Annotated in this window: 27 protein-coding genes; 16 read left to right on the top strand and 11 right to left on the bottom strand. The window is 61.3% G+C overall.

Annotation, left to right across the window (positions count from 1 at the left end):
• The 5 genes from AB7933_RS08470 (at window position 1) to AB7933_RS08450 (ending at window position 3,389) form a co-directional block, all read left to right on the top strand.
• Window positions 1-702, top strand: a complete 702-nt coding sequence (locus AB7933_RS08470; RefSeq protein ID WP_017844798.1) for an ABC transporter ATP-binding protein — start codon at window positions 1-3, stop codon at window positions 700-702.
• A 234-nt stretch (window positions 703-936) separates the two neighbouring features.
• Window positions 937-1,233, top strand: a complete 297-nt coding sequence (locus AB7933_RS08465; protein WP_024073886.1) for a DUF2282 domain-containing protein — start codon at window positions 937-939, stop codon at window positions 1,231-1,233.
• Between the two features lie 22 nt (window positions 1,234-1,255).
• Entirely contained in the window at window positions 1,256-2,134 is an 879-nt protein-coding gene (locus AB7933_RS08460) for a DUF692 domain-containing protein (RefSeq protein WP_024073885.1), read from the top strand.
• On the top strand, window positions 2,131-2,889 hold the full coding sequence (locus tag AB7933_RS08455; protein WP_024073884.1) for a DNA-binding domain-containing protein: 759 nt from the start codon (window positions 2,131-2,133) through the stop codon (window positions 2,887-2,889). The genes AB7933_RS08460 and AB7933_RS08455 overlap by 4 nt, the downstream gene beginning before the upstream one ends.
• 14 nt (window positions 2,890-2,903) lie before the next feature.
• Window positions 2,904-3,389: a DoxX family protein gene (locus AB7933_RS08450; protein WP_024073883.1), complete on the top strand. Its 486-nt coding sequence runs from the start codon at window positions 2,904-2,906 to the stop codon at window positions 3,387-3,389.
• Here the strand turns inward: AB7933_RS08450 and AB7933_RS08445 are convergent.
• Window positions 3,386-4,294, bottom strand: a complete 909-nt coding sequence (locus AB7933_RS08445; RefSeq protein ID WP_024073882.1) for a LysR family transcriptional regulator — start codon at window positions 4,292-4,294, stop codon at window positions 3,386-3,388. The genes AB7933_RS08450 and AB7933_RS08445 overlap by 4 nt on opposite strands.
• A gap of 104 nt (window positions 4,295-4,398) precedes the next feature.
• On the opposite strand from AB7933_RS08445, the gene AB7933_RS08440 reads away from it, so the two are divergent.
• The 3 genes from AB7933_RS08440 to AB7933_RS08430 all read left to right on the top strand — a co-directional run bounded on the left by AB7933_RS08440 (window position 4,399) and on the right by AB7933_RS08430 (window position 7,486).
• Window positions 4,399-4,998, top strand: coding sequence for a short chain dehydrogenase (locus tag AB7933_RS08440; RefSeq protein WP_024073881.1), 600 nt, complete (start codon window positions 4,399-4,401; stop codon window positions 4,996-4,998).
• A gap of 96 nt (window positions 4,999-5,094) precedes the next feature.
• A complete protein-coding gene (locus tag AB7933_RS08435; RefSeq protein WP_024073880.1) occupies window positions 5,095-5,766 on the top strand; it encodes a COG3650 family protein in 672 nt (223 codons plus the stop codon).
• Window positions 5,767-5,872: 106 nt separating this feature from the next.
• Entirely contained in the window at window positions 5,873-7,486 is a 1,614-nt protein-coding gene (locus tag AB7933_RS08430) for an NAD(P)/FAD-dependent oxidoreductase (RefSeq protein WP_024073879.1), read from the top strand.
• A gap of 396 nt (window positions 7,487-7,882) precedes the next feature.
• Here the strand turns inward: AB7933_RS08430 and AB7933_RS08425 are convergent, their stop codons facing one another.
• Entirely contained in the window at window positions 7,883-8,977 is a 1,095-nt protein-coding gene (locus AB7933_RS08425; protein ID WP_024073878.1) for a PLP-dependent cysteine synthase family protein, read from the bottom strand.
• A gap of 217 nt (window positions 8,978-9,194) precedes the next feature.
• Here AB7933_RS08425 and nhaA point away from each other — a divergent pair, with 217 nt between their 5' ends.
• On the top strand, window positions 9,195-10,370 hold the full coding sequence (gene nhaA, locus AB7933_RS08420) for a Na+/H+ antiporter NhaA (protein ID WP_024073877.1): 1,176 nt from the start codon (window positions 9,195-9,197) through the stop codon (window positions 10,368-10,370).
• Window positions 10,371-10,529: 159 nt separating this feature from the next.
• On the opposite strand, the gene AB7933_RS08415 is transcribed toward nhaA, so the two are convergent.
• Window positions 10,530-10,994, bottom strand: coding sequence for a glycine zipper 2TM domain-containing protein (locus AB7933_RS08415; protein ID WP_003189251.1), 465 nt, complete (start codon window positions 10,992-10,994; stop codon window positions 10,530-10,532).
• A gap of 157 nt (window positions 10,995-11,151) precedes the next feature.
• Between AB7933_RS08415 and AB7933_RS08410 the strand changes: the two genes are divergently transcribed.
• On the top strand, window positions 11,152-11,394 hold the full coding sequence (locus AB7933_RS08410; RefSeq protein ID WP_024073876.1) for a hypothetical protein: 243 nt from the start codon (window positions 11,152-11,154) through the stop codon (window positions 11,392-11,394).
• Between the two features lie 54 nt (window positions 11,395-11,448).
• Here the strand turns inward: AB7933_RS08410 and pdxH are convergent, their stop codons facing one another.
• The 5 genes from pdxH to dinG all read right to left on the bottom strand — a co-directional run bounded on the left by pdxH (window position 11,449) and on the right by dinG (window position 19,193).
• Complete coding sequence (gene pdxH / locus AB7933_RS08405) at window positions 11,449-12,096, bottom strand: pyridoxamine 5'-phosphate oxidase (protein WP_024073875.1); 648 nt, start codon at window positions 12,094-12,096, stop codon at window positions 11,449-11,451.
• A gap of 27 nt (window positions 12,097-12,123) precedes the next feature.
• On the bottom strand, window positions 12,124-13,284 hold the full coding sequence (locus tag AB7933_RS08400; RefSeq protein WP_024073874.1) for an OmpA family protein: 1,161 nt from the start codon (window positions 13,282-13,284) through the stop codon (window positions 12,124-12,126).
• Window positions 13,285-13,427: 143 nt separating this feature from the next.
• Entirely contained in the window at window positions 13,428-14,573 is a 1,146-nt protein-coding gene (locus AB7933_RS08395; RefSeq protein ID WP_024073873.1) for an EstA family serine hydrolase, read from the bottom strand.
• An 82-nt stretch (window positions 14,574-14,655) separates the two neighbouring features.
• Window positions 14,656-16,950 (bottom strand): beta-galactosidase, encoded by a 2,295-nt coding sequence (locus AB7933_RS08390; protein WP_024073872.1) that lies wholly within the window; start codon window positions 16,948-16,950, stop codon window positions 14,656-14,658.
• Between the two features lie 98 nt (window positions 16,951-17,048).
• The gene (gene dinG / locus AB7933_RS08385) at window positions 17,049-19,193 is read right to left on the bottom strand and encodes an ATP-dependent DNA helicase DinG (protein ID WP_024073871.1); all 2,145 of its coding nucleotides are present in this window, start codon (window positions 19,191-19,193) and stop codon (window positions 17,049-17,051) included.
• 99 nt (window positions 19,194-19,292) lie between these two features.
• On the opposite strand from dinG, the gene AB7933_RS08380 reads away from it, so the two are divergent.
• Complete coding sequence (locus AB7933_RS08380; protein ID WP_024073870.1) at window positions 19,293-19,757, top strand: CopD family protein; 465 nt, start codon at window positions 19,293-19,295, stop codon at window positions 19,755-19,757.
• A 68-nt stretch (window positions 19,758-19,825) separates the two neighbouring features.
• Here the strand turns inward: AB7933_RS08380 and AB7933_RS08375 are convergent, their stop codons facing one another.
• The gene (locus AB7933_RS08375; protein ID WP_041160858.1) at window positions 19,826-20,584 is read right to left on the bottom strand and encodes a hypothetical protein; all 759 of its coding nucleotides are present in this window, start codon (window positions 20,582-20,584) and stop codon (window positions 19,826-19,828) included.
• Window positions 20,585-20,741: 157 nt separating this feature from the next.
• Complete coding sequence (locus AB7933_RS08370) at window positions 20,742-21,437, bottom strand: OmpA family protein (protein ID WP_024073868.1); 696 nt, start codon at window positions 21,435-21,437, stop codon at window positions 20,742-20,744.
• Between the two features lie 189 nt (window positions 21,438-21,626).
• On the opposite strand from AB7933_RS08370, the gene AB7933_RS08365 reads away from it, so the two are divergent.
• The 5 genes from AB7933_RS08365 to AB7933_RS08345 all read left to right on the top strand — a co-directional run bounded on the left by AB7933_RS08365 (window position 21,627) and on the right by AB7933_RS08345 (window position 24,305).
• On the top strand, window positions 21,627-22,124 hold the full coding sequence (locus AB7933_RS08365) for a DUF6231 family protein (RefSeq protein WP_024073867.1): 498 nt from the start codon (window positions 21,627-21,629) through the stop codon (window positions 22,122-22,124).
• Window positions 22,125-22,128: 4 nt separating this feature from the next.
• The gene (locus tag AB7933_RS08360; protein ID WP_024073866.1) at window positions 22,129-22,599 is read left to right on the top strand and encodes a YchJ family protein; all 471 of its coding nucleotides are present in this window, start codon (window positions 22,129-22,131) and stop codon (window positions 22,597-22,599) included.
• Window positions 22,600-22,619: 20 nt separating this feature from the next.
• Entirely contained in the window at window positions 22,620-23,102 is a 483-nt protein-coding gene (locus AB7933_RS08355) for an LEA type 2 family protein (RefSeq protein ID WP_024073865.1), read from the top strand.
• Complete coding sequence (locus AB7933_RS08350; RefSeq protein ID WP_003189235.1) at window positions 23,099-23,299, top strand: SEC-C metal-binding domain-containing protein; 201 nt, start codon at window positions 23,099-23,101, stop codon at window positions 23,297-23,299. Before AB7933_RS08355 ends, AB7933_RS08350 begins: the two co-directional genes overlap by 4 nt.
• Window positions 23,300-23,660: 361 nt before the next feature.
• Window positions 23,661-24,305: a glutathione S-transferase N-terminal domain-containing protein gene (locus tag AB7933_RS08345; RefSeq protein WP_024073863.1), complete on the top strand. Its 645-nt coding sequence runs from the start codon at window positions 23,661-23,663 to the stop codon at window positions 24,303-24,305.
• A 226-nt stretch (window positions 24,306-24,531) separates the two neighbouring features.
• Here the strand turns inward: AB7933_RS08345 and AB7933_RS08340 are convergent, their stop codons facing one another.
• Window positions 24,532-25,350, bottom strand: a complete 819-nt coding sequence (locus AB7933_RS08340) for a helix-turn-helix transcriptional regulator (RefSeq protein WP_024073862.1) — start codon at window positions 25,348-25,350, stop codon at window positions 24,532-24,534.
• Between the last annotated feature and the right edge of the window lie 3 nt (window positions 25,351-25,353).

The raw sequence follows: 25,353 nt of genomic DNA, 5'->3' as shown, positions 1-25,353 counted from the left end.
ATGCTGCAATTCGAAAACGTTTCCACTTTCTACGGCAAGATCCAGGCCCTGCACAGCGTCAACGTGGAAGTGCGACAGGGTGAGATCGTGACGCTGATCGGCGCCAACGGTGCTGGCAAGTCGACCTTGCTGATGACCCTGTGCGGTTCGCCCCAGGCCCATAGCGGCAGCATCCGCTACATGGGTGAGGAACTGGTGGGCCAGCAGTCGTCACACATCATGCGCAAGAGCATTGCCGTGGTGCCGGAAGGCCGACGGGTGTTTTCGCGCCTGACCGTGGAGGAAAACCTGGCCATGGGCGGGTTCTTTACCGACAAGGGCGACTACCAGGAGCAGATGGACAAGGTGCTGCACCTGTTCCCCCGGCTCAAGGAGCGTTTCAGCCAGCGTGGCGGCACCATGTCCGGCGGCGAGCAGCAAATGCTTGCCATCGGCCGGGCGCTGATGAGCAAACCCAAGCTGTTGCTGCTCGACGAGCCCTCCCTCGGCCTGGCCCCGATCATCATCCAGCAGATCTTCGACATCATCGAACAGCTGCGCAAGGACGGAGTGACGGTGTTCCTGGTAGAACAGAACGCCAACCAGGCGCTGAAAATCGCTGACCGCGCCTATGTGCTGGAAAACGGTCGGGTGGTGATGCAAGGCACGGGTGAACAGTTGCTGACCGATCCAAAGGTTCGCGAGGCGTACCTGGGCGGTTAACACCCGGTTGCAATGTGGGAGGGGCTTGCTCCCGATAGCAGTGTGTCAGGCACAGAGAATGTGACTGATGTGCCGCCATCGGGAGCAAGTCGAATCGTCGCACCGCCCCTCCCACATTTTTTTGCAGTGTTTGAAATTATTTCGTCTGGCCCTGTAACGAACATCGCCCTCCCGTCTCTAGTGGTGCAAGCAGGCATTCAAGCCCGCTCCTCAACCTACTGCTGGAGATCCACCATGACGACCAAACTGTCCGCCGCTACCCTCGTCCTCGCCCTGGGCTCGGCCTTGAGCCTGTCTGCCCTGACCACCACCGCCCACGCTGCCGACGACATGCAGAAATGCTTCGGCGTCGCCGAAGCCGGCAAGAACGATTGCGCCGCCGGCGCCGGTACTTCCTGCGCCGGCACTTCAAAAACCAAGGACCAGGCCAACGCCTGGAAACTGGTCCCCGCCGGTACCTGCACCCAAACCCCCAGCTCCACCTCGCCGACCGGTTTCGGCCAGGAAGCCGCCTTCACCGCCAAGTCCTGATCCCCGCCCAGCCTGAGTACTGATGATGACGCTTTCATCCTTGCAAACGGTCTCACTGGCTCAGGTGCCCGGCCTTCCGCCGCGGGTCGGGCTGGGGCTGAAAAACGAGCATTTCATCGAAGTGCTCGAGACCTCTCCCGATATCGGTTTCTTTGAAGTACACGCCGAAAACTACATGGTGGCCGGCGGTCCTTTTCATCACTACCTGGGCCTGATCCGCGAGCGTTACCCGTTGTCGCTGCATGGCGTGGGTCTGTCCATTGGCGGCGAAAGCCCACTCAACCGTGAACACCTGGCGCGGTTGGCCAAACTGATCGAACGCTATCAACCCCACTCGTTCTCCGAACACCTGGCCTGGTCCAGCCACGGCCCGGTGTTTCTCAATGACCTGCTGCCCCTGGCCTACGACGTCGCGACCTTGAACAGGGTGTGCGAACACGTGGATCACGTGCAAAGTGCGCTCAAGCGCCCGATGTTGCTGGAGAACCCGTCGACCTACCTGCAGTTCCAGCGCTCAACCCTGGACGAGACGGACTTCATCAGCGAAATCATCCGCCGCACCGGTTGCGGCCTGCTGCTCGACGTCAACAACGCCTACGTGTCGTGCATCAACCATCAACGTGACCCGCAAGCCTATATCGACGCCCTGCCCTTGCAGGCGGTCGGCGAGATTCACCTGGCCGGTTTTGCCGAAGACACCGACAGCCTGGGTGACCGACTGCTGATCGATGATCACGGCGCTCCCATCGATAACGCCGTTTGGCAGCTGTACGAACAGGTACTGGCACGCACTGGCCCGGTCGCCACGTTGATCGAGCGGGACCACCAGGTACCGGCCTTCAACAGGCTGATGGCTGAAGCGCAACAGGCCCAATGGCATCTGTCGCAGGTGACCCCATGAGCCTCCACGATGCATTCACCACCGCCCTGCTGGCACCTGAGCCTGCCTGCCCTGACGGCCTGTTCAGCAGCAACGGCGCCGACCCGGGCAGCCGTTTTGCGGTGTATCGCAACAACGTCCACAGCTCATTGATCCAGGCATTGGCCACCGCGTATCCGGTGACGGCGCAACTGGTGGGCGATGCTTTTTTCCGTGCCATGGCGGGCCTCTACGTCCAGGCATGCCCTCCCGACAGCCCGCTGATCAGCGAATATGGCGGCACACTGGCCAGCTTTATCGAGGGTTTCGAACCTGCGGCGAGCGTGCCTTACCTGGCGGATGTCGCACGACTGGAACGCCTGCGGGTTCGCGCCTATCACGCGGCAGACACCGATCCGTTGGACGCGCAGGCGGTGGTTGGGCAACTGCAGGGACGAACAGGCCTGGGACACTTACGCCTGCAACTGCACCCGTCCGTCTCCACGCTGACCTCCCCCTACGCCGTCGTGGCGGTATGGGCGGCGCACCAGACCGAAGGCGCCATCGCCTCCTTGAACCCCTGGCATGCCCAAAGCGCCCTGGTCCTGCGCCAAGGGCTGGAGGTCAAGGTCTTCGCCATCGACAGCGGCTCGGTAGCCTTTATCAACCGCCTGAAGCACGGCACAGGGCTGCAAAGGGCCGTGGAAGAGGCCCTTGAAGCCTCGGCCGAATTCGACCTGCACCAATGCCTGTCGCTGCTGATCAGCCACCAGGCCATCACTCACCTGCACATATGACGCGAGGTATCGCCATGAGCACCAGCGCAGCTCGCCTGATCAAACAGGCCGTCCATCTGTTCGAACAAATCCCCTACAGCCTGATCGCCTTTATCGCGCGCTTCTCCATAGCGGCGGTGTTCTGGAAGTCGGGGCAAACCAAGGTCGAAGGCTTTGCCATTGACCTGGTCAGCGGCACTTTTCAATTCGGCGCACCGAAACTGGCAGCCTCGACATTGCCGCTGTTTCGCACTGAATACGCACTGCCCCTGTTGTCGCCGGAAGTGGCGGCGCATCTGGCGGCATTTGCCGAGCACTTCTTCCCGGTGTTGATCCTGGTCGGGTTCGCCACACGCTTCTCGGCCCTGGCCCTGATCGGCATGACCCTGACCATCCAACTGTTCGTCTACCCCGACGCCTACCCCACCCACGGCACCTGGCTCGCGCTGCTGCTACTGTTGGTCGCCAAAGGGCCAGGCAGACTGTCCATCGATCACCTGGTCGCCCGTCGCTATCGCTAGAGGCGGTCCAGGGCCTCGCCACTGCGCTTGAACCAGTCCACCAGGTAGTCGGCCAAGACCTGGGTTCGGCGTGGCAGGCCACCTTGGTAGGGGTGGACCAGGTACATCGGCAGGCTGCGTGTCTGATAATCGCGCAGGAGCCAGCGCAATCGGCCGTCAGCCAGTTCCGCGGGTAATACATAGGACGGCAGGCGGGCGATACCGGCCCCCACCAGTGCGGCCTTTTTCAGCAGGTTGTAATGATTGGAGGCAAAGGTGCCGCTCACGCGGACCCGCAGCAATTCGTGCTGCTGGTGGTACAACCACTCTTCACGGCCACTGTAGTGACTGTTGAGCAAACAGCTGTGCGCGGCCAGGTCCGCCGGGGTCAGGGGTTCGCCGTGCTGCTCCAGGTAGGCCGGGCTCGCGCAGGTCATCTCATGCCAGGCCAGCAGCGGCTTGGCCACCAGGCGCTCATGTTCGATCGCCCCCGAGCGCACGCCCAGGTCAAAACCGTCCCGCGCCAAATCCCGGTAGCTATTGTTGAGTTCCAGCTCAATCTGCACCTGTGGGTACTGCTTGGAAAACTCCAATAACAGGCCATCGAAGAACGTTTCGCCCAACGACACCGGCACCGTCATACGCACAGGCCCCGACAGATCGTCCTTGAGCCGGGCCAGCGCCTGGCGGGCGCGATCCACCTGTACCACCAATGCCTGGGCCTGGGGCAACAACGCTGCGCCGGCGGCAGTGAGGCTCAGCTTGCGCGTGGTGCGGTGCAGCAATATCACCGCAAACTGCGCTTCCAACTGGCTGATGCGCTTGGACAGTTGCCCCTTGCTGCAACCCAACTGCTCCGCCGCCAGGGTGAAACTGCCGGCCTCGATCAACACCGCAAAGGCGGCCAGGTCATCCATCTCGCTCATGGATTGTTTCCATTTGAAAACCAAAGGTTGCCTATTAGCACGTTTATCCACCTCAAAAGCCAGCCTAGACTGAACCTTCACTTACCCCCTGGAGGAACCGCACGATGAAAATCCTATTGATTGGTGCCAGCGGCACGGTCGGCTCAGCAATCAAGGCAGAGCTGGCGCAGCGACACGAGGTGATCAGCATCGGTCGCAACAGCGGTGACTTCCGGGTAGACATCAGCGACAGCACCTCGATCCGCGCGCTGTTCGAACAGACCGGCAAGTTCGACGCCCTGGTATGTGCCGCAGGCAGCGTCACCTTTGCAGCGCTGGGCGAGATGAGCGAAACCGATTTTGAACTGGGCCTGCGCGACAAGCTGATGGGGCAGGTCAACCTGCTGCTGATCGGCCGCGAGTACGCCAACGATGGCGCCTCTTTCACCTTTACCAGCGGCATTCTCAACCGCGATCCGATCCGCACGGGCGCCTCGGCGGCGCTGGTCAACGGTGCCATCGACGCCTTTGTCAAAGCGGCAGCCATCGAGTTGCCGCGGGGCCTGCGCATCAATTCCGTCAGCCCGACCGTACTGCTGGAAGCCATGGGCAGCTACGCGCCGTATTTCCGTGGCTATAAACCGGCGCCAGGCGCGGATGTGGCGTTGGCCTACGCGAAAAGCGTTGAAGGGTTACAGACCGGCCAAACCTTTATCGTGGGCTGAATCGGCACGTTGTAAGAATTGCCTGAACCTGGGCCGCGGGCTTGTGATGCATCGCCAGCCTGCGTAACGTGGCGGCACTTGTCAGGAGACCCGATAATGCGTGCCGCCCGTACCTTTGCTTTATTTGCCTTGCTCCCCCTGTTTGCCGCCTGCCAGATGTTCGAAAGCGAGCCCGCCAAGCCCTCTACCGCCGGGCTGACCCGTATGCAGGGCGAATTGACCGCCGTCGGCGGCAAACTGCTGTTCAAGCCTTGCAACGACCAACGCGATTACGTCGTCAACGACACCGGCGGCACCAGTGTCCTGCAGGAAGCCGCTTCCCTGGCCGGCCAGCAAGGCGCACTGTTTGCCGATTTGCGCGGCAAGTTCTCCGGCGTCGCCAGCGGCACCCAGGGCTCGGTGGACCTGCAACAGTTGTATCGCGTCGAGCGCTCGACATCGGCCTGCAACGACCCGGACTTCAAGCGCATGATCCTGCGGGCAAACGGCCATAAGCCGGCCTGGGCAATGAACGTCACGGCCAAGGGCATGGTGCTGGAGCGCGAAGGCCAGCCGCCTCTCGCGGTGCCTTATGTCGAAGAGCAATTGGGGGACGGCCGTTTCAACCTGATGACCGAAGCCAATAACCAACACATCGAACTGTGGGTCGCCCCGCAACGCTGTATCGACAGCGTCAGCGGCAGCCTGCAACACATGACCGCCGAATTGCGGATCAACGGTCAAGTGCAGCGCGGCTGCGCGGCTTTCGGCGGTTCGCGCGACGATTGATTGGCGCCTGCGCTGTTTTAACATGACGGGAAACCTCGGTTGGGGCTTATAATCGCCGGTTTGCAAAACCGCCGGCCCCACCAAACGCCGCACACCGGATCCTGTCATGTTACGAATCACCGAACTCAAGCTGCCCATCGACCATCCCGAAGAAGACCTGCGGCCCGCCATCGTGCAGCGCCTGGGCATCGCCAGTGATGACCTGCTCGATTTCACCCTGTTCAAGCGCAGCTACGACGCCCGCAAGAAATCGTCGGAGCTGTGCTTCATCTACACCATCGACCTGAACGTAAAGGGCGAAGCAGCCCTGCTGCTCAAGTTCGCCGATGACCGCAACGTCAACCCGGCGCCGGACGTCAGCTACAAGGTGGTGGGCCGTGCGCCGGAAGGCTTGAGCGAGCGTCCTATCGTCGTCGGCTTCGGCCCGTGCGGTATCTTCGCCGGGCTGTTGCTGGCGCAGATGGGCTTCAAGCCGATCATCCTCGAACGCGGCAAGGAAGTGCGCCAACGCACCAAGGACACCTGGGGTCTGTGGCGTAAAAGCGTGCTCAACCCTGAGTCCAACGTGCAGTTCGGCGAAGGCGGCGCCGGGACCTTTTCCGATGGCAAGCTCTACAGCCAGATCAAGGACCCGAAATTCCACGGTCGCAAGGTACTGCACGAGTTCGTCAAGGCCGGTGCCCCGGAAGAAATCCTCTATGTCAGCAAGCCGCATATCGGCACCTTCCGCCTGACCGGCGTCGTGGAAAACATGCGTGAGCAGATCATTGCCCTTGGCGGTGAGGTGCGCTTCGAACAGCGGGTCACCGACGTGCTGATCGAAGACGGCCAGCTGAACGGGGTGGTCATCGATGGCGGCGAACAGATCCTGTCCAAGCATGTGATTCTCGCCCTTGGCCACAGCGCCCGTGACACCTTCCGCATGCTGCATGACCGGGGCGTGTATATGGAGGCCAAGCCGTTCTCGGTCGGCTTCCGTATCGAACACCCGCAATCGTTGATCGACGCCGCACGCCTGGGCAAATACGCCGGGCATCCGAAACTCGGCGCCGCCGACTACAAGCTGGTGCACCACGCCAGGAACGGCCGCTCGGTCTACAGCTTCTGCATGTGCCCGGGGGGTACGGTGGTGGCCGCCACCTCCGAGCCGAATCGCGTGGTCACCAATGGCATGAGCCAGTACTCGCGTAACGAGCGCAATGCCAACTCCGGCATCGTCGTCGGTATCACGCCGGAAGTGGACTACCCCGGTGGCCCGCTGGCCGGTATCGAGTTGCAGGAGCGCCTGGAGTCCCACGCCTACATCCTGGGCGGCAGCAACTACGAGGCACCGGCACAACTGGTGGGTGATTTCATCGCTGGCAAGCCGTCCACCACGCTTGGCAGTGTGGAACCCTCCTACAAGCCAGGCGTGCGCCTGGGCGACCTGGCCCTGGCCTTGCCGGACTTCGCCATCGAAGCGATCCGCGAAGCGTTGCCGGCCTTTGAAAAGCAGATCAAGGGCTATTCGCTGCACGACGCAGTCCTGACCGGCATCGAGACCCGCACCTCATCGCCGTTGCGGATTACCCGTAACGAATCGATGCAGAGCTTGAACGTCAAAGGCCTGTTCCCGGCCGGTGAAGGCGCTGGCTATGCGGGCGGGATTCTGTCGGCAGGGGTTGATGGGATTCGGATTGCCGAGGCGTTGGCGCGGGATATGCTCGGCATCGAAGCCTGAGAACACCGCACCCACGACCTCTAGCAAACTGGCCCCCTGTGGCAAGGGGGCTTGTTGTGGCGGGCTGGCTTGTTGTGGCGAGCGGGCTTGCCCCGCGTTGGGGCGCGAAGCGGCCCCGAAACCAGGCGATTTAATATGCCTGGATAAACGCGGCGGCCTTATTGGGGCCGCTTCGCAGCCCAACGCGGGGCAAGCCCGCTCGCCACAACAAGCCAGCCCCCCACAGCAAGCCAGCCCCCCCCATAACAAGCCAGCCCCCACAACGAACCCGCGCCCCACAACAATCCCGATCACCACAAAAAACCGATCATCAAAGGAAATATTTAATCCTTAATAATCAATAAGTTATTTCACGCCGGAGGAACCTACCCCTCCCACATCAGGCTTTGCGTCGGATCAGATATTTGCGCGCAGGATGTTGGCCGGCAACGGCTCGCCCCGCTCCACACTGGCCGCAACGGCTGTAAGCAAGCCATCCAATTCATATCCCTGCCCCAGCAGCCACGCCTGGTCGTAATAGGTGGTGGCATAGCGCTCGCCCCCATCACACAAGATCGCCACGATCGAACCTGACTCCCCTGCCGCCTTCATCTGCTGCGCCGCCACCAATGCGCCAATCAGGTTGGTCCCGCTGGAACCCCCGACCCGCCGCCCCAAACGCTCGGCCAGGTAATGCATGGCCGCCAACGACAGTGCGTCCGGCACCTTGACCATCGCATCAATCACCTTGGGCAGGAACGACGCCTCGACCCGTGGGCGACCAATCCCTTCGATCCGCGAGCCGCAGTCCAGGCGCAGGCTGGCGTCACCGCTGAGGTAGTAGTCAAAAAACACCGAGCGCTCGGCATCGGCACACAATACGCGGGTGCAATGCTGGCGATAGCGCACGTAGCGCCCTAGGGTCGCAGTGGTACCGCCAGTGCCGGGGCTGGAAATCAGCCAGCTCGGTTCCGGATGTCGCTCAAAGCGCAGCTGCTGGAAGATCGACTCGGCGATGTTGTTGTTTGCCCGCCAATCGGTCGCGCGCTCGGCGTAGGTGAACTGGTCCATGAAGTGACCACCACTTTCCTTCGCCAGGCGTTCGGACTCGGCATAGATCTGCGTCGGATCCTGTACCAGATGGCTCTTGCCACCATAGAAAGCGATCTGGGCGATCTTTTCCTGGGAGGTGGTGGCAGGCATCACCGCAATAAACGGCAGGCCGAGCAGGCGCGCAAAGTAGGCTTCCGAAATCGCCGTCGAACCGCTGGATGCTTCGATCACCGGTGCTCCCGGCTTCAGCCAGCCATTGCACAGCGCATACAGAAACAGCGAGCGCGCCAGGCGATGCTTCAGGCTCCCGGTGGGATGGCTGGACTCGTCCTTGAAGTACAACTCGATACCCGGAAAGCCCGGCAGCGGCAGAGGTATCAAGTGCGTGTCAGCGCTGCGCTGGAAGTCCGCTTCAATGATGCGAATGGCTTCGCGGGCCCAGGGACGATGGTCACTCATAAGGGAAGATCTCTAAGAATTTCAGCCCCAATCTTAGGATGTTTCCTACACTGCACACAGATACAGTGACGACTCAATTGGACACACAATTGCTAGGCTTTGGCGCAATGCCAGGGTACCCCATCCCTTATAACAAATAAGAATATAACTTTTGTTTTAACAACTAACAGTACGGGTTAGGGTACCCACCTATTGAATCTGGATTGGAGAGCACCCCTTGGCTCTGCGTAGCACTTTTACCCGTTTCTTCCAGCTGGAAGCCGCCAGCGGTCTGTTATTGATCGCGGCGGCCGCCTTGGCGCTGATCATCAACAACTCACCGCTGTCCCACCTCTACGGGGCCTTTCTCGAGGTACCGGTGGTGGCCCAGATTGGCGCGTTGAACATCGCCAAGCCCGCGCTGTTGTGGATCAACGACGGCCTGATGGCCTTGTTTTTCCTGCTGATCGGCCTGGAGGTCAAGCGCGAGCTGCTGGACGGCCACTTGTCCAAGCCATCGCAAGTGGTCCTGCCGGGCGCTGCGGCCATCGGCGGTATGGTGGTACCGGCGCTGATCTACTGGGCGATCAACAAGGATTACCCGGCGGCGCTCTCCGGCTGGGCCATCCCCATGGCCACCGACATCGCTTTCGCATTGGGCGTGCTGGCCCTGCTGGGCAAGCGTGTGCCGGTGTCGCTGAAGCTGTTCCTGATGACCCTGGCAATTATTGACGACCTTGGCGCGATCATCGTGATTGCCGTGTTCTATTCCGCGGACCTCTCCGGTGCCGCCCTGGCCGGCGCGGGGATGTGCTTGATCGCCTTGATTGCCATGAACCGCCTAGGTGTGATCAAGCTCGCGCCTTACCTGATCATCGGGTTGATCCTATGGGTGTGCGTGCTGAAAAGTGGCGTGCATGCCACCTTGGCCGGCGTGACATTGGCGTTCTGCATCCCGATGCGTACCAAGAATGCCGAACCTTCGCCGCTGCTGACCCTGGAACACGCGCTTCACCCATGGGTGGCCTACGGCATCCTGCCGCTGTTCGCCTTCGCCAACGCCGGCGTGTCCCTCAACGGCGTCAGCCTGGAAAGCTTTACCCACCATGTGCCCATGGGCATCGCCCTGGGCCTGCTGATCGGCAAGACCATCGGCGTGTTCGGCCTCACCTGGCTGGCCATCAAGACCGGCCTCGCTGCCCTGCCCAGCGGTGCCAACTGGGGCCAGGTATTTGGCGTGGCGATCCTGTGCGGTATCGGCTTCACCATGAGCCTGTTTGTCGGCTCACTGGCCTTTGTGCCGGGCGCCAGCGAGTTTGCCGGGGAAGATCGAATGGGGATCCTGACCGGGTCGATATTGGCGGCATGTATTGGGTATGGCGTGACGGCGATGGCAAGTCGCAAGAAGGCCTGAGAGGTTCGGCGACGCGCATCATTGTAGCGAGGGAGCTTGCTCCCTCGTCACAGGTCGTGCGTACCTGGACAGACACAACGCCAGCCGCGCACTGGCCGCCCCCATAAAAAAACCCCAACCAGTCACCCGGTTGGGGTTTTGTGTTTCTACGACTGACGTTTAGCGAGTCACGCGGCTGGTGCCATCAACGGTCATGATGCGCACGCGGTCGCCGATGCGGAAGATTTCATTTTCCTGCACGGCCTGTACGTAGGCGCGCATGCTGCCGTCGTCTTCACGAACGGTGATTTCCACGCCCTGGGTACGGGTCAGGCCTTCTTCAGTGGCCGAACCCAGCAGGCCGCCAGCAACGGCGCCGATGACTGCGGTAACGATACTGCCACGGCCGCCGCCGATGGCGCTGCCGCCGACACCGCCGATGACTGCACCCGCTGCGCCGCCGATTGGGGTCTTGGTGCCTTCGATTTTCACCGGACGCAGGGATTCAATGGTCCCCATGCGAACGGTCTGCACACGACGCGCTTCGTCACGGGAGTACGAGTCGCCGGTCAGACTCGAAGCGCAGCCACCCAGCAGCAGCGACAGGGTGGTAAAGCAGGCAACCAGTAAAACGGACTTACGCATAGCATCAACTCCAAAGGACAGGTATTCATTAGACGCTGCAGCTTGACGCCTGTCACGGCAAGCCCGGCAGAAAATTGCTTTCATTCAGCCTGAGTACAGACTGCCAGTACCCAAAATACCGACGAACGGTAGCACGCTCAACATAACCAGGAACTTCATGGATTATTTCATCATTGTAGTCATTACCGCCGCTGGTCTGTACTTCCATGGTTGGTTGTACGTGCGCATCAGGCGTTGGATAGACCGCGACCTGGCGCTGTCCCTGGCGGGCAACGACCTGCACAAGCGCGCCTTTATGCTGCAACAGCTAGAGAAGGCCCGGGCCTTGAAGATCAAGCGGAACGACCTGCCGCTCTGGCTAAAGAACGCCGCACAGCACTACACGCCCGAAGACTCTTGAACAGAGACTTCGGTGTGATCGGCTTGATTCAGGAGAGATGACGAAAGGTGCCGCTCAGGGCGCCAGGCGCTCGCGGGTCCAGTCCGCGCCTTGCAGGCGATAGTTCAGGCGGTCATGCAGGCGGCTGGCGCGGCCTTGCCAGAACTCGATACGCTCGGGCAGCAAACGGTAGCCACCCCAGTGCTCGGGGCAGTCGGGCTGGGTGTCGCTGAAACGCTGTTCGGTAGCCTTGAGCAGTTCCTGCAGCGCCTCGCGATCACGAATGACCTGGCTCTGCGGGGAAGCCCACGCGCCCAGGCGACTGCCCAGGGGGCGGACCTGGTAATAGGCGTCCGACTCTTCGGGCGTCACCTTGACGACCCGCCCTTCAATGCGCACCTGGCGCTCCAGGGTCGGCCAGAAAAAGGTCATGGCCGCGAACGGCCGCGCCGCAAGCTGTTCGCCCTTGGCGCTCTGATAGTTGGTAAAGAAGGTAAAGCCCTGTGCATCCAGGCCCTTGAGCAACAGGATGCGACAGTGCGGACGACCGTCCTGGTCAACCGTCGCCAGGGTCATGGCATTGGCCTCCACCGGTGGCTGCTCGGTTTTCACCGCATCGGCAAACCACTGGTGAAACAAGGCAAACGGCTCATCCGGGGCCTGGGCCTCGCTCAAACCGTCCCGTGTGTAGTCACGGCGCATATCGGCCAGTGCCTGGGTCATGCGGCTTTATCCTTCTGGTTCAACGGATCAGTTTTTCGCCTGGTCGTTCGCCGCCGGCGTAGCAGCCTTGGCTTTGGCCGGAGCCGGTTTCTTCGCAGCCGGCTTGGCTGGGGCCTTTTTGGCAGCTGGCTTGGCGGCGGCTTTCTTGGCGACAGGCGCCTTTTTCGCCGCAGTCTTGGCAGCCGGTGCCGGCGCTGGAACATCCTGCACGGCAACCATTTCAGCGACAGGTGGCGTCTTGCCGGAGTTGTACTTACTCAGCAAGGCCAACATCGTTGTACGCTGAGTGAACATGATTTCCATGCGACGATTCAGCGCACGCCCCTGATTGCTGTCGTTGGCGGCACGCGGCATAAGGTCGCCCATGCCACGCAGCATCAAGCGGTCTTGCTTCAGGCCGCTGAGGCTGAAAATCGAAGCGATGGACTGCGCGCGCTCCTTGGTCAACGCCTGGCTGGCCGGAGCGGAACCGGTGGCATCCACGTGGCCCAGCACCAGTACGGCGGTTTTCGGATCGGCTTCAACAGCCTTGGCAACGCGGGTGAACGGGCCCAGGGTAACCGGCAACAACATCGCCGGGCGTTTCGGGTTGTAGGAGCCGTCTACCGGGGCAATCACCACCAATACGTTATCGCGGCGCTCCAGTTGCAGGTTGCTGTCCTTGATAGCGGCGCGCAGGCGCGGTTCATAGTCGTCCAGCCAGGCCTGGGTGATTTTCGGGTCGGGCATCGGTACGTTGGTCACGTCGACCTTGGCCAGTGGCTTGGGCTTGCTTTCGAACGGCCACCACCAGTGGGTTTCGGTGTCATTCTTGGCGACAGCTGGCGCGGCGGCGGGTGCCGGCGTCGCGGCCTTGAGGTCGGCCGTCAGGTCAGCCTTGGCATCGGCGGCCTTTTCGTCAGCGCTCTTGGAGGAGAACGGCCACCAGCTGGAGCCGGTGTCAGCCTTGGCAACCGGCGCTGGGGCTGCGGCCGGGGCAGCAGCAGCAGCGACCGGGGCAGCAGGCTTGGCGCCAGCGGCAGGTTTAGCGTCCGGCTTGGCGTCGGTTTGGCTCACTGCGTCCTTGGTGGCAGCCTTATCAGATCCAAATGACCACCAATGCCCCCCTTCGGCATCATTTTGTGGAGTTTGTGCGCAACCAGTAATAGTGAGGCACAGCGCCAGTGCCAAAGACTTGTTCGATAACATGAGATATCCACAAAATGAGAAAAAAACCGGGGGTCTGGATGACCCGTTAAACAGACGCTTCCAGAACATTAAAGTTACAACATTTCGCTCAGCGTCTTCTTATACTTGCATTTGTAACAAAAAAACGTGAAACAGCAAGGGGTTTACAGACAACCGGCCAATATTCCGACCAACTTCTGCGCACGAGGGTCCATAAGTACATACGGCCCCAACGTATTAGTCACAAAACCGAACGCAACATCATGTTCAGGGTCGGCAAACCCCACCGAACCACCCGCGCCAGGGTGCCCAAACGCACGCGGGCCAAGGCCGAAGGTTGCATTGGGCAACTGCGGTTGATCCAACATGCAGCCCAGGCCAAAACGGGTCTGAGTCAATAAGGTTTTATCCGGCCCAATACTGTGTTCACGAGTCAATTGTTCGAGCATGTCGCTTTCCAGCAAACTACCGTCCAACAAACCGCTATAAAAACCCGCCAGGCTGCGCGCATTACCGTGACCATTTGCCGCCGGCTGCTGCATGCGTCGCCATTCGGGTTTATTGGTGCTGGTCAGAATAGAAGGTGGGTTGGCAAATGCCCGCGTCGTCATGGCGTTCGGTTCACGCATCATTACTTGCAGTAAACGTTGTGCGGCTTCATCGCCCATATTGCCTTTACTGCGCGCTATATGAGCCACGCGATAAAACTCTTCATCCGCCAGCCCTACATGGAAGTCCAGTCCCAACGGCCGCGCAACCCGCGCCACGATGGATTCACCCGGGCCGCGCCCGTCGGCACGGCGCAGCAATTCGCCGACCAGCCAACCATAGGTGATTGCCTCGTAGCCATGGCCTTGGCCCGGTGTCCACCACGGCGCTTCGGCCGCCAGGGTGTCGACCATGCGTTGCCAGTCGTATAGCGCTTCGGCGGGCAGCATTTCGCGGATCGCCGGCAATCCGGCCTGGTGGCAGAGCAACTGGCGCAGGGTGATGGTTTCCTTCCCCGCCGCCGCAAACGCCGGCCAATAATCGGCCACTGGCGCATCCAGCTTCAGCTTGCCTTCGGCGACCAATTGCAGGGCCGTGACCGCAGTAAACGTCTTGGTGCACGAGAACAGGTTGACGAGGGTGTCGCTGTGCCAGGCCTCGGCACCATCCTTGTCGGCGGTACCGGCCCACAGGTCGACTACCGTTTCCCCGCCGATCTGGATGCAAAGCCCGGCACCACGCTCCTGCGGGTCATCGAACAAGGCGGCGAACGCTTCACGTACCGCTTCGAACTGAAGTTCGTAATGACCCTGAACCTGCACCTAAGCCCCCTCGGAAAACGCCATAAAAAGTGGCTGACATTGTTCCAGCCCTTGTAGGATTTGTGAACCCGTCACCACTGAATCAATGACCATTTCCAGAGTGCCCGCCGGCGTGCCCAGCGCCCTGCCCCGCACCTTTGCCATCATGCGCGTTGCCGCCTTCGTGCTCATGCACCGCACTGGCCGCCTTGGCCTTTTCGGCTTCCTTGCCCAGTTGGTCGACCGCCGCCAGGTTGCTCTTGCGCACGCTGTCGACAAACCCCTGGAATGGGATATCGGTAATGCCAACCAAGCCGAAGTGGCCGTTTTCACCGTCCAGCAGGCGACCGGTAACCGGTTGGTCCAGGTACTGGAACCAATGCACGCCGACGATCGACGGCTCGGCCATGGCCTGCTTGAGGAAGGTCGCATACGCCGCCCCCCGGTCTTCTTCCCTGGCCAACTGCGTCACACCGCCCCAGAACGGGCCACGGTCTGCAGAGCCGAAGTTGAATTCGGTGATCAATACGGGCTTGTCCAATGCGCGCAACGCAGCGAAGTCATAACCGTCCTGAGGCTTGAGCGTGTACATGTTGAAGCTCAACACGTCGCAATACTGCGCACAGGAGGCCACGGCTTCCGGCGTACTCACGGCGTAACGGCCACCCAGCAGCAACTGGTTGGGGGCATGCCACTTCAACGAATCGGAAATGGTCTTGAAATAGGTGTCGGCGAAGGTTTTCTGGAAATATTTGAAGTCGGCTTCGATTTCCGGGTGCTCAGGACTCGGCATCGGCGGTTCGAAGCCTGGGTCTTCCATCAACTCCCAGCCCGCCAGGTGGATACCCCAGGCCCTGGAGAGGCCTTCTTCATTGCGGTACTTGTCGCGCAATTGCTTGAGGAACGCACGTTTGGCCGGGACGTCGGTGGTCATGCGCAACGTGCCGTAGGCCAGGGCATAGCGTGACTTGGGATCATCACCGGGGCCGGCCCAGGCCAATTCGTTGTCGGCAAAGAAGCCAATCAGCCACGGGTCATCGCGGTGATCGCGGGCAGCGATGGCTACGGCGCGCTCAGTGGCCATGGCGAAGCGAGGGTCGAACGGGTCGGGCATGCCGCCCCACCAATCGGTACCGGTGCTGATGCTGGCGTAATCGCCGACGATCGATAGCGGCAAGGTGTACGGTACGCGGTCGGCGGTGGCCAGGTCCGCGGCGCTCCAGTTGCCGATGGTGTTGAAGCCCCAGGCCTGCAGGCGGTCGAGGGTGTGGCTGATCCAGCGCTTCTGGTCGTAACCATCAGTGTCGTAGGTACGCTGCAGGTTGGCGCGGTAGAAATCGTACCAGCGCCCCGCCGCAAAGCTGCGGCCTTCGCCTGCGCCATTGCCGGTGCGATGATCGCTGCTGCCATAGTACTTGTCGAAGGGTTCACCAGCCTGGGGCAACGCCCCGAACATCCATTCACGACCCGCCACGTAGGTCTGGTTGTTATCCGACGCCACGGTGTTCACGCCCAGGGAGTAGAACGGGTGGCCTTCCGGCGTCACCAGGTACCAGCGACCGTCACGTTTCTCGGTGCGGAAAAAGCCGCTGGCATCGAACGCCGGCCCTTTGTTCCAACCGCCGTATTGATCCAGTGCGGACTTATCCCGCTCGGCCAGCCACGTCTTGAGCTGTTGCTGCTCCTTGGCAGCGGCGGCCTTGAGTTGTTCGTCGCTGCTGACCTTTTCCGGCCAGCGCGCACGCGTGGATTGACCATAGGCGTCCACCAGGTTGCTGTAGGCAGCCTTGAACGCTGGCTCGCTGTCCTGCACGCCGAAGCGCTCCAGCAGGATGCTTTGCGCAACATTGGGCTTGATCATCGACAGGGTCACCGAGACCACCTGGCTGCGGTCGATCTCCCCGGCGCTGCTGGCCAGCAACACGCGCTGGCCGTCGACGGTGATCGGCATCGGCGGGCCCGCCTTCATGCCCTGGCTCAGCGGCGAGTTGGCTTGCAACGGAACCAGCAGGGTCTGGGCCGGGCCCGCAGGCAGGTCGATGCGACTGACCAGGGTCTTGCCGTCGTTGCTCTGCACCTTGACGTACAGGGTCAACGCCCAGTCCATGGCACTCTGGATACGCAGGCTCATGGCGCCGGACTGCGACCAGTCCCACACGCCGCTTTGCGGGCTCAGCACCAGGCTCGGTTCGGCGGCCGGGTTGAACGTGATGCGGCGCAGCACCTCGCCTTCCGGGGTTTGTTCGGCGTTGTATTGCGGCAGGCTGGCGTCCTGGGTCGCCACCTTGACCACATCGGCAGGCCGGACGAAGTTGAACAATGTTTGTTGCCCGCTGGGCGCGGCCATCAAGGGCGCGGCGAACAGCAGGGCAAAAAGGGCGGGCAGCGTGCGAATCATACGAGCAAGGTTCTCCCAAACGGCCGGTGAATGGCCTGATGACATAAAGCGATAGCAGTGAGATAGACCACGAAGTGGGCGAATTCGCCCACGGTGGCTTAAGAAATTTCGCGCCTGAATGGCGGCAACGCATTCAGGATGGCTTTGCCATAGCGCTGGGTAACCAGGCGCCGATCGAGCAACGTGATGGTGCCGCGGTCTTCTTCGGTACGCAGCAAGCGCCCGCAGGCCTGCACCAGCTTCAGTGAAGCATCCGGTACCGAGATTTCCATGAACGGGTTGCCGCCCCGCGCCTCGATCCACTCGGCCAAGGCAGCCTCGACCGGGTCATCCGGCACCGAGAACGGAATCTTGGCGATGACCACGTGCTCACAGTAGGCACCGGGCAAGTCCACGCCTTCGGCAAAACTGGCCAGGCCGAACAGCACGCTGGAATCCCCGCCATCGACCCGCGCCTTGTGCTTGTTCAGGGTTTCCTGCTTGGACAGGTTGCCCTGGATAAACACTTGCTTGCGCCAGTCGCGGTCGAGGCCATCGAACACGTCCTGCATCTGTTTGCGTGAGGAAAACAATACCAGGGTGCCGCGTGAACCTTCCACCAGGGACGGCAGGTCACGGATGATGGCGGCCGTGTGAGCCGGAGCATCCCGAGGGTCGGCCTTGAGGTCGGGCACGCGCAGCACGCCGGCGTCGGCATGATGAAACGGGCTCGGCACCACAGCAGTCACCGCCTTTTTCGGCAGGCCGGCGCGCATGCGGAAGCGGTCGAAGGTGCCCAGGGCGGTCAGCGTGGCCGAGGTTACCAGGCAGCCATACGCGACATTCCACAAGTTGCGGCGCAGCATTTCGGCAGCCAGGATCGGGCTGGCATTGACCTCGATATCGAACAGCGCGCCGCTTTCCGACAGGGTCAGCCAACGCGCCATGGGCGGGTTGTCTTCCGGGTCTTCGGCGGTAAACGCGGTCCACAACTCCCAGTTGCCCTGGGAACGGGACAGCAGGCTGCCGAACAGCGGGTACCATTCCTCGGCCTGGTTGCTGGCGATGCCGATATTCACCTCGCCGTCCATGCCCTCCTTGAGCAGGTCGGTCAGGCGGGTGAACAGGTCGGTCAGGCGCGAAAAGCCTTTCTTGAGCTCAACGCCCATTTCGCGCATGTGCTCGGGGATCAGCCCACCCACAAAACGATGGCGCGGGCGCTCTCGGCCCTCCACGTCTTCGCCAGGTTTAAAGTCGGCCACCTGTTCACAGGCGCTGAACATGAACTGCTGCTGGGTCTTGATCTCGCGCGCCAGCTCCGGCACCTGTTCGATCAGCTTGCCCAGGTCGCCGGGCAAGGGGTGCTGGGCGAGCAACTTGGTGAGGTTCTTGGCGGTGGTCTCCAGCCAGTCGGCGGTGGAGCGCAGGCGCGTGTAGTGAGCGAAGTGGCCGATGGCCTTATCGGGCAGGTGGTGGCCTTCGTCGAAGACGTAGAGCGTGTCGCGTGGGTCCGGCAGTACAGCGCCGCCGCCCAGGGCCAGGTCGGCCAGGACCATGTCGTGGTTGGTGACGATCACATCGACCTTGCCCATACCTTCCCGTGCCTTATAGAAGGCGCACTGGCCGAAGTTCGGGCAATGGCGGTTGGTGCATTGGCTATGGTCGGTGGTCAGGCGCGCCCAATCGGCATCTTCCAGGGCGGTGGGCCAGCTGTCGCGGTCGCCGTCCCATTTATTGCCAGCCAATTTCTCGATCATGCTGGTAAACAGCTTCTGGCTGACTTCATCAACCTCGATCTTGAAGCCTTCTTCTTCAAACAGCGACGCCGTGGCGGTTTGCGCATGGCCTTCCTGCAACAGCACGTCGAGCTTGGACAGGCACATATAGCGGCCACGCCCCTTGGCCAGGGCGAAGGTGAAGTTCAGGCCGCTGTTGCGCATCAGGTCGGGCAGGTCTTTGTAGACAATCTGCTCCTGCAGGGCGACGGTGGCGGTGGCGATCACCAGGCGCTTGCCGGCGGCCTTGGCGGTCGGGATCGCGGCCAGGCTGTAGGCCACGGTCTTGCCGGTACCGGTGCCGGCTTCGACGGCCACGACCGCAGGCTCACCTTCGCGGCGACCTTCGTCGTCGGTGTCGATATCCCCGAGGACCTTGGCCACTTCGGCGATCATCAGGCGTTGGCCATAGCGCGGTTTCAAGCTCTTGGCTTCGAGAAAACGCGTATAGGCGCCCTGGATCGTGGTTTTGAGTTCAGTGCTGATCATGGATAGTCGGGCGCAAAAAACGCTGGATAAATTTTCAGTGGTTCGAATCGGCCGCTATCATACCCCGCTAATTAATCCCGCGCAGAACGGAGTACCACAATGACCGTCTTCAGCCTCGTCTACACCCTGCATGTATTGGCCGCCCTGATCTGGGTCGGCGGCATGTTTTTCGCCTGGATGATCCTGCGCCCCGCCGCTGTGGCGGCCCTTGAGGGCCCTGCCCGACTCAAGTTGTGGGCAAATGTGTTTCAACGTTTTTTCGTGTGGGTCTGGGTGGCGGTGCTGGTTTTGCCGATCAGCGGCGTTGGCCTGCTGCACCTGCGCTTCAGCGGGTTCGAGACCGCACCGCGCTATGTGCAGGTGATGATGGGCTTGTATGTGGTGATGACCGCGCTGTTTATCCGCATCCAGGCGTTGAAGTTCCCGGAACTGCGCACGGCGGTAGCGGCTGAAGACTGGCCGGCGGGCGCGGCGGCGCTGGGGCAGATTCGCAAGTTGGTGGGGATCAATTTGATCGTGGGGTTGTTGCTGGTGGCGATTGCTTCGGCGCGGCCGATGTTCTGAGGCGACCTTCAACCTGGCTCGGGAGCAGGTCGGTGCGACGTGCTCCCGAGGGCGTCAGACCCGACGACTCAAAGTCGTTGGATGGTCACAGAGCCCGCAGGCCCAGCTGGCCCCGGCTGGCCTTCCAAACCTGGGCGGCCTTTTTCGCCGCCATCAGCGCGGTACACCAGGCAGCCTTTGGATTGCCCGCCCTTGCCAGGTTTACCCGCCGTACCGGCCAAGCCGCCCGGGCCACCATCGACCCAGACCTTGATCCGCTCGCTCGGAAAGTCCTGCGGCAGCTCGAGGCGTACTTGCGCTCCCGCTGCGCCGGGAAGGCCGTCGCCGCCATTATCTCCATTGGCCCCCCGCCCGGCCGAACCCCAGGTACAACCCGGGTCTTCACCGTTGGCGCCATCCAGGCCGGCATACCCTTGTGCACCCGCGCCGCCACGGGCATCCACCGACAATGTTTCAGCGGCCAGTGCATTGATACGCAAGGTCAGGTCGCGCCCGGCCTTGGCCGGTTTTTCATGGGTGCCAGGGGCACCGCGCGAGGTGATCTGGCTGCCGTGTTCCAACTGCGCCTGGCGCACTTGCAACTGCAACCCTGTGTTGCCCGGCGCGATGGTAATGCGCGCCTCACGGCCCAGGTGCAGTTGATCCACCGTGACCTGGCTGATCGTGGCCGGGATCAGCAAGGTGCCGTAATCCGCCACGTCCAGGCGCTCCAGTTGCAACACGCTGGTGCTGGAAGGCAGGCGCATCAACGAATTGGTTTCAACACTGACGCTCTGGGCCAGGGCAACGGGGCTGACCAACAGGGCCAACAGAAAAACCTTACGCATCATGGGGCTCCTGAGTGTTTTCAAATTTTTCTTTGGGCGCACAGTAACGACTTCTACAGGCGATTTGCCAGTGAAGGATCAAAAAACTTGAGAAAGGAGCGATTTCAACGAAGATCGCCAACAATGCCCCTGTGGAATCCCACAGGGGCAAGGGCTGTCAGCGGTTGATCTGGATTTCCACGCGGCGGTTCAATGCGCGGCCTTCAGCGGTTTTGTTGTCGGCCACCGGGTGGCTTTCACCCGCGCCGGTCACGGACACAAAGTTGCTGCGAGGCACGCCGGCACTGATCAGGTAGTCGGTGACCGAGCGCGCGCGTTTTTCCGAGAGTTTCTGGTTGTAGGCGTCTTTGCCGACGCTGTCGGTATGGCCGCTGACCCGCAGTTGGGCACTTGGGGCCTCCTTTTTCAGGCGAGTGGCGATGGTGTCGAGCTTGGTCTTGTCCGCAGCCGTCAATTTGGCCGAGTCGAACTGGAAGTGCACATCGCGAATCACGATGGTTTCTTCCTTGGCCACCACCACTTCCTCTACCACCGCCGCTGGCGGCGCAGGTGGGCAGCCATTGGCGTCGACCTGCACGCCCTTCGGAGTACCCGGGCACTTGTCACGGCTGTCCGGCACGCCATCGCCGTCTTCATCCGCGTCGCCATGAACCCAGCAATACGCGCCGGCCATGCCGCCGACCAGCAATGCGCCATAACCGGCGTAGGCCGAGCTTTCCGTCGCGCCAATCGCCGCGCCGGTCACGCCGCCGACAGCGGCACAGGTGGGCCAATCGGTTTTTTGCAAGCCTGCGCAACCTGTCAATACTCCGGTTAGCAGAACCAAAGGTAGAACTGTCCGCATGATGCTCATCTGATTTCTCCTGAGGGATCGGCGGGGGCCGATGGGTGGAGTAAAGACGGCTCTTTTCAACTGCGCCACTACGCCACGCCCCCGTATTCATTGAGGATCGCCGTACTTGTAGGACTTTTTGCTACCGCCCGCTCTAGGCCCGCACGCTCAGCCGCGCTAGTCTCTAGGGTCATGATGTGAGGATCTCTGATGACCGCTGGTATTTCTTCCCGTACGCCCCAGCAAGCGCTGGCCGCTTTGCTCGATCTGCACCAGCCCAAACGCCTGCTGCTGTTGGGCTCCAGCCAATTCCCGGCACTGGAGGCCTTTGAGGCGGCGCACCCAGACACCCAGGTGTTCATCGCACAGCCTGGGGCATTGCCCGCGGAACTGGCAGCGCAGCGTTTTGACCTGGCACTGGTGGTCGACTGCCTGGAGCACCTGTCAAAACCTCAAGGACTGACCTTGCTTGGCGGCATTCGCAACCTCAACGCCAGCCGCATTGCGGTACTGGTAGACCTGGCCGCCTGCGACTGGAAGGACACCGACTTCTTCTCCCTAGCCCTGCAGGCCGGCGAGCGCTTCCAGCGCCTTGATCAGGTCCTGACGTTGTTCACCTATGATCTGCTTGACTATAAACAGGTGCCGGACTGGCTCAACGCACGCTTCTGGGCCAACCCGGAAAACTTCGGAAAGTATTGGTGGTAACCCGATGAGTACATCCATATGTCCCTGCGGCAGCGGTAACCTGCTGGATGCCTGCTGCGGCCATTATCACGCTGGCCACCCGGCGCCCTGCGCGAGCGCCCTGATGCGCTCGCGCTACAGCGCCTACGTGCTGGGCCTGGTCGACTACCTGGTGAGCACCACATTGCCTGCGCAACAGGCCGGCCTGGACCGCGACGCCATCAGTGCCTGGAGCTTGCAGAGCACCTGGCTGGGCCTTGAGGTCGAAAGCTCCGAGGTATTCGGCGGCCAGCCGGAACACGCCTTTGTGACGTTTACCGCGCGCTGGCATGACAGCACCGGCGAACATAGCCACCGCGAGCAGTCTTCTTTCGTACAGAATGAGGGGCGCTGGTACTTCATCGACCCGACCGTGGACGTGAAGGCCGGGCGCAATGATGCCTGCCCGTGCGGCAGCGGGCAGAAGTTCAAGAAGTGCTGCGCCAGCTACCTCTAACCCCATGACAGGACAGCGCCATGCACCGGATGTACAGCTTAATGCTGGCGTTGACCCTCACTCTGACGGGCTGCGCCTCCTGGTTTGAAGACGACTCGCCGCCGCCCCACGTCTCCCTGGTGAAAGTGGAGGTGGTACGGGCCAAGTTGCTTGAGCAGAAATTCAAGCTGTATTTCCGCGTGGACAACCGCGACGACGCAGACCTGACCGTGCGCGGCCTGATCTACAAGGTCACCCTGGGCGACTTTGTGCTGACCGAGGGCGAGTCCAATGAGTGGCTCACCGTACCGCCGCGCGGCCACGCGTTCTTCAAGGTGTCGGTGCGCACCAACCTATGGCCGCAGATACGCGATGTGGTGCAGATGCTGAAAAAACCCGACCAGCCCGTGCCTTATCGCCTGGACGGCGAGCTGAAAACCGGATTATTCATCGAGTATGACGTGCAGGTGGCCCACAATGGCGAGATAATACCCGGCGATTTTATTCCGGAGCGACATCGATGACTCAGCAACCCCATGTCCATGGTCCTGACTGCAACCACGATCACGATCATCATGATCACGACCACGGCCATGTCCACGGCCCGAACTGCGGCCACGCTCACCAGGAGCCAGTGCGCAATGCGTTGAAGGACGTTGGTCGCAACGATCCGTGCCCATGCGGCAGTGAGAAAAAATTCAAGAAGTGCCACGGGGCGTAAGCCGCGCGGTAGCCCAAAATGTGGGAGCAACTGTCCTGGTGGCTTTATTGAGTCACTCCCTGCGAGGGGCAGCAAAACTCCCACATGCTTGACGGCGCTCCAAGTCCAGGACTTGCGCTGGCACTGCAACCCCCTCCCCCCGTCTCCCGACGAATCAAGCTCCCCCCCATGTGCCCAGGCAATGGAGGCGCCCCCACGCTTTCAGCCGAAGGCTATGGTGTGCTGCGCGCAACCGCCACTGCGGGTGTGGGCAGACAGCGCAGCCTGAAAGGCTTCTAACCTTAGACGTAAATGTTTCATTGAATTATGACCCGTCGATCATCACCTATACATGCAGGCATTCGCTCATTTGGAGAGCTTCATGATCGACCTGTATTACTGGACCACCCCTAACGGTCACAAAGTATCGCTGTTCCTGGAAGAAGCCGGGCTGCCCTACAAGGTGCACCCGATCAACATCGGCCAGGGCGACCAGTTCAAGCCTGACTTCCTGAAGATCGCTCCCAACAACCGCATCCCGGCCATCGTCGACCAGAACCCGAACGACGGCGGCGCGCCGATTTCACTGTTTGAATCCGGTGCAATACTGCTGTACCTCGCAGAAAAAACCGGCCAGTTCATTCCCCAGGACCTGCGCGGTCGCCAGGAAGTACTGCAATGGCTGTTCTGGCAAATGGGCGGGTTGGGGCCGATGGCGGGCCAGAACCATCACTTCAGCCAATTTGCACCGGAGAAGCTCCCCTACGCGATCAAGCGTTATGTGGATGAAACCGCGCGTTTGTATGGGGTACTGGATCGACGCCTGGCGGATCGTCCGTTCGTGGCGGGTGAGGCCTACAGCATTGCCGACATGGCCATTTACCCCTGGATCGTTTCCCACAAGTGGCAGAGCCAGCGGTTGGAAGATTTCCCACACGTTCATCGCTGGTTCAACAGTATCAAGGAACGCCCGGCAACCCTGCGCGCTTACGAACTGGTGCAAAAGGTCAACCCGCCCAAGTCCTGAGCATTATTCTTGAAACCCACCCGGTCACATGTGGGGGCCTGCCCCGGATAACCATGGGTATCCACGAAAGCTTTGTAGCAGCCGACGGTAAGCTGCTACAAAGTTTTGCCACTTCAGGCACGGGTACTTGGATTGCCCTGGCAACGAATCGGTGCAGTTGGAACGGCAAGCTGAGCAGGCGCTTCACTCGATTGGCGGGCTGTACGAAGCAGGGGAAGGAAAATGCTCAAATCGCCGCCCGCAATTCACGCGGTGACAGGCCATAGTGTGAGCGAAAGCGCACAGCAAAACGTGAGGCCGAGGCATAACCGCAGGCGCCGGCAATTTCACCGATCGGGCGAGAAGTTGTTTGCAACCGTTGTAATGCTGTCGACAGTCGAACACCCTCCAAAATATTCCTGAAACTATTACCCTCTTTCGCCAGTTGGCGGCGCAATGTCGACATACCCAGGTTCATGTGTTGTGCGATGCTCGCGACCGTCCAATCTCTCTCCGGCCTGGCCATTACCAGTTGCTGCACACGTTCACACAGTGGATCGTTGCGCCCCATCAGCAGAGGCCCGACCTGGCCGCCAAGGCATAGGCTCAGAAGAACCGCTTCCCCATAATGTGTGCATAACGCCTGTGGGGCGTTCCCATTGATGGCGGCCAACAACTGCTCCCATGCCTGGGTTGTGTGCCTGTCCAGAGGAACGCATAGATCGGTCTTCAGTGCACCGCGCCCGCTCATAATCTGCTGGCTATATCGGGTGCTGAAGTTACGTAATGTCGAGACGGGAAAGGTCACCGCATCGGCGATGTAGTGACCGTGAGGGCCAGGGAAGTTGGAGATACCAAGCTCGCGCCCGGCCGGCATCAGAATCAGATGCTGAGGCCCCGCGCGCATCTCCCGGTCATCCCATTGCAACAGTTTTTCCCCCTGTCGCACTCGACACAAGGTGGTCACGAACACCGGCACCCTTGGCAAGGTGAGGGGTTGTCGCGCCCGTATGACACATGCATCGATAATGTTTTCCCGGTGCTGTATGCCGTCACAAGGGCGCATCGT

Origin of the sequence: Pseudomonas gorinensis (assembly GCF_042015035.1) — a bacterium.
GTDB lineage: Bacteria > Pseudomonadota > Gammaproteobacteria > Pseudomonadales > Pseudomonadaceae > Aquipseudomonas > Aquipseudomonas gorinensis.
Note: the sequence above shows the minus strand (reverse complement) of the source record. Positions and strands in the feature narration are given on the sequence as shown.

Coding starts and splice junctions, on each gene's coding strand:
- AB7933_RS08430 (WP_024073879.1), top strand. CDS start 5,873: ATGTTACGAATCACCGAACTCAAGCTGCCCATCGACCATCCCGAAGAA.
- AB7933_RS08380 (WP_024073870.1), top strand. CDS start 19,293: ATGACCGTCTTCAGCCTCGTCTACACCCTGCATGTATTGGCCGCCCTG.
- AB7933_RS08365 (WP_024073867.1), top strand. CDS start 21,627: ATGACCGCTGGTATTTCTTCCCGTACGCCCCAGCAAGCGCTGGCCGCT.
- AB7933_RS08340 (WP_024073862.1), bottom strand. CDS start 25,350: ATGCGCCCTTGTGACGGCATACAGCACCGGGAAAACATTATCGATGCA.
- dinG (WP_024073871.1), bottom strand. CDS start 19,193: ATGATCAGCACTGAACTCAAAACCACGATCCAGGGCGCCTATACGCGT.
- AB7933_RS08435 (WP_024073880.1), top strand. CDS start 5,095: ATGCGTGCCGCCCGTACCTTTGCTTTATTTGCCTTGCTCCCCCTGTTT.
- AB7933_RS08460 (WP_024073885.1), top strand. CDS start 1,256: ATGATGACGCTTTCATCCTTGCAAACGGTCTCACTGGCTCAGGTGCCC.
- AB7933_RS08350 (WP_003189235.1), top strand. CDS start 23,099: ATGACTCAGCAACCCCATGTCCATGGTCCTGACTGCAACCACGATCAC.
- AB7933_RS08440 (WP_024073881.1), top strand. CDS start 4,399: ATGAAAATCCTATTGATTGGTGCCAGCGGCACGGTCGGCTCAGCAATC.
- AB7933_RS08470 (WP_017844798.1), top strand. CDS start 1: ATGCTGCAATTCGAAAACGTTTCCACTTTCTACGGCAAGATCCAGGCC.
- AB7933_RS08400 (WP_024073874.1), bottom strand. CDS start 13,284: ATGTTATCGAACAAGTCTTTGGCACTGGCGCTGTGCCTCACTATTACT.
- AB7933_RS08360 (WP_024073866.1), top strand. CDS start 22,129: ATGAGTACATCCATATGTCCCTGCGGCAGCGGTAACCTGCTGGATGCC.
- AB7933_RS08345 (WP_024073863.1), top strand. CDS start 23,661: ATGATCGACCTGTATTACTGGACCACCCCTAACGGTCACAAAGTATCG.
- AB7933_RS08375 (WP_041160858.1), bottom strand. CDS start 20,584: ATGCGTAAGGTTTTTCTGTTGGCCCTGTTGGTCAGCCCCGTTGCCCTG.
- AB7933_RS08450 (WP_024073883.1), top strand. CDS start 2,904: ATGAGCACCAGCGCAGCTCGCCTGATCAAACAGGCCGTCCATCTGTTC.
- AB7933_RS08455 (WP_024073884.1), top strand. CDS start 2,131: ATGAGCCTCCACGATGCATTCACCACCGCCCTGCTGGCACCTGAGCCT.
- AB7933_RS08410 (WP_024073876.1), top strand. CDS start 11,152: ATGGATTATTTCATCATTGTAGTCATTACCGCCGCTGGTCTGTACTTC.
- AB7933_RS08445 (WP_024073882.1), bottom strand. CDS start 4,294: ATGAGCGAGATGGATGACCTGGCCGCCTTTGCGGTGTTGATCGAGGCC.
- pdxH (WP_024073875.1), bottom strand. CDS start 12,096: ATGACCCAGGCACTGGCCGATATGCGCCGTGACTACACACGGGACGGT.
- AB7933_RS08415 (WP_003189251.1), bottom strand. CDS start 10,994: ATGCGTAAGTCCGTTTTACTGGTTGCCTGCTTTACCACCCTGTCGCTG.
- AB7933_RS08370 (WP_024073868.1), bottom strand. CDS start 21,437: ATGAGCATCATGCGGACAGTTCTACCTTTGGTTCTGCTAACCGGAGTA.
- AB7933_RS08465 (WP_024073886.1), top strand. CDS start 937: ATGACGACCAAACTGTCCGCCGCTACCCTCGTCCTCGCCCTGGGCTCG.
- AB7933_RS08425 (WP_024073878.1), bottom strand. CDS start 8,977: ATGAGTGACCATCGTCCCTGGGCCCGCGAAGCCATTCGCATCATTGAA.
- AB7933_RS08355 (WP_024073865.1), top strand. CDS start 22,620: ATGCACCGGATGTACAGCTTAATGCTGGCGTTGACCCTCACTCTGACG.
- AB7933_RS08390 (WP_024073872.1), bottom strand. CDS start 16,950: ATGATTCGCACGCTGCCCGCCCTTTTTGCCCTGCTGTTCGCCGCGCCC.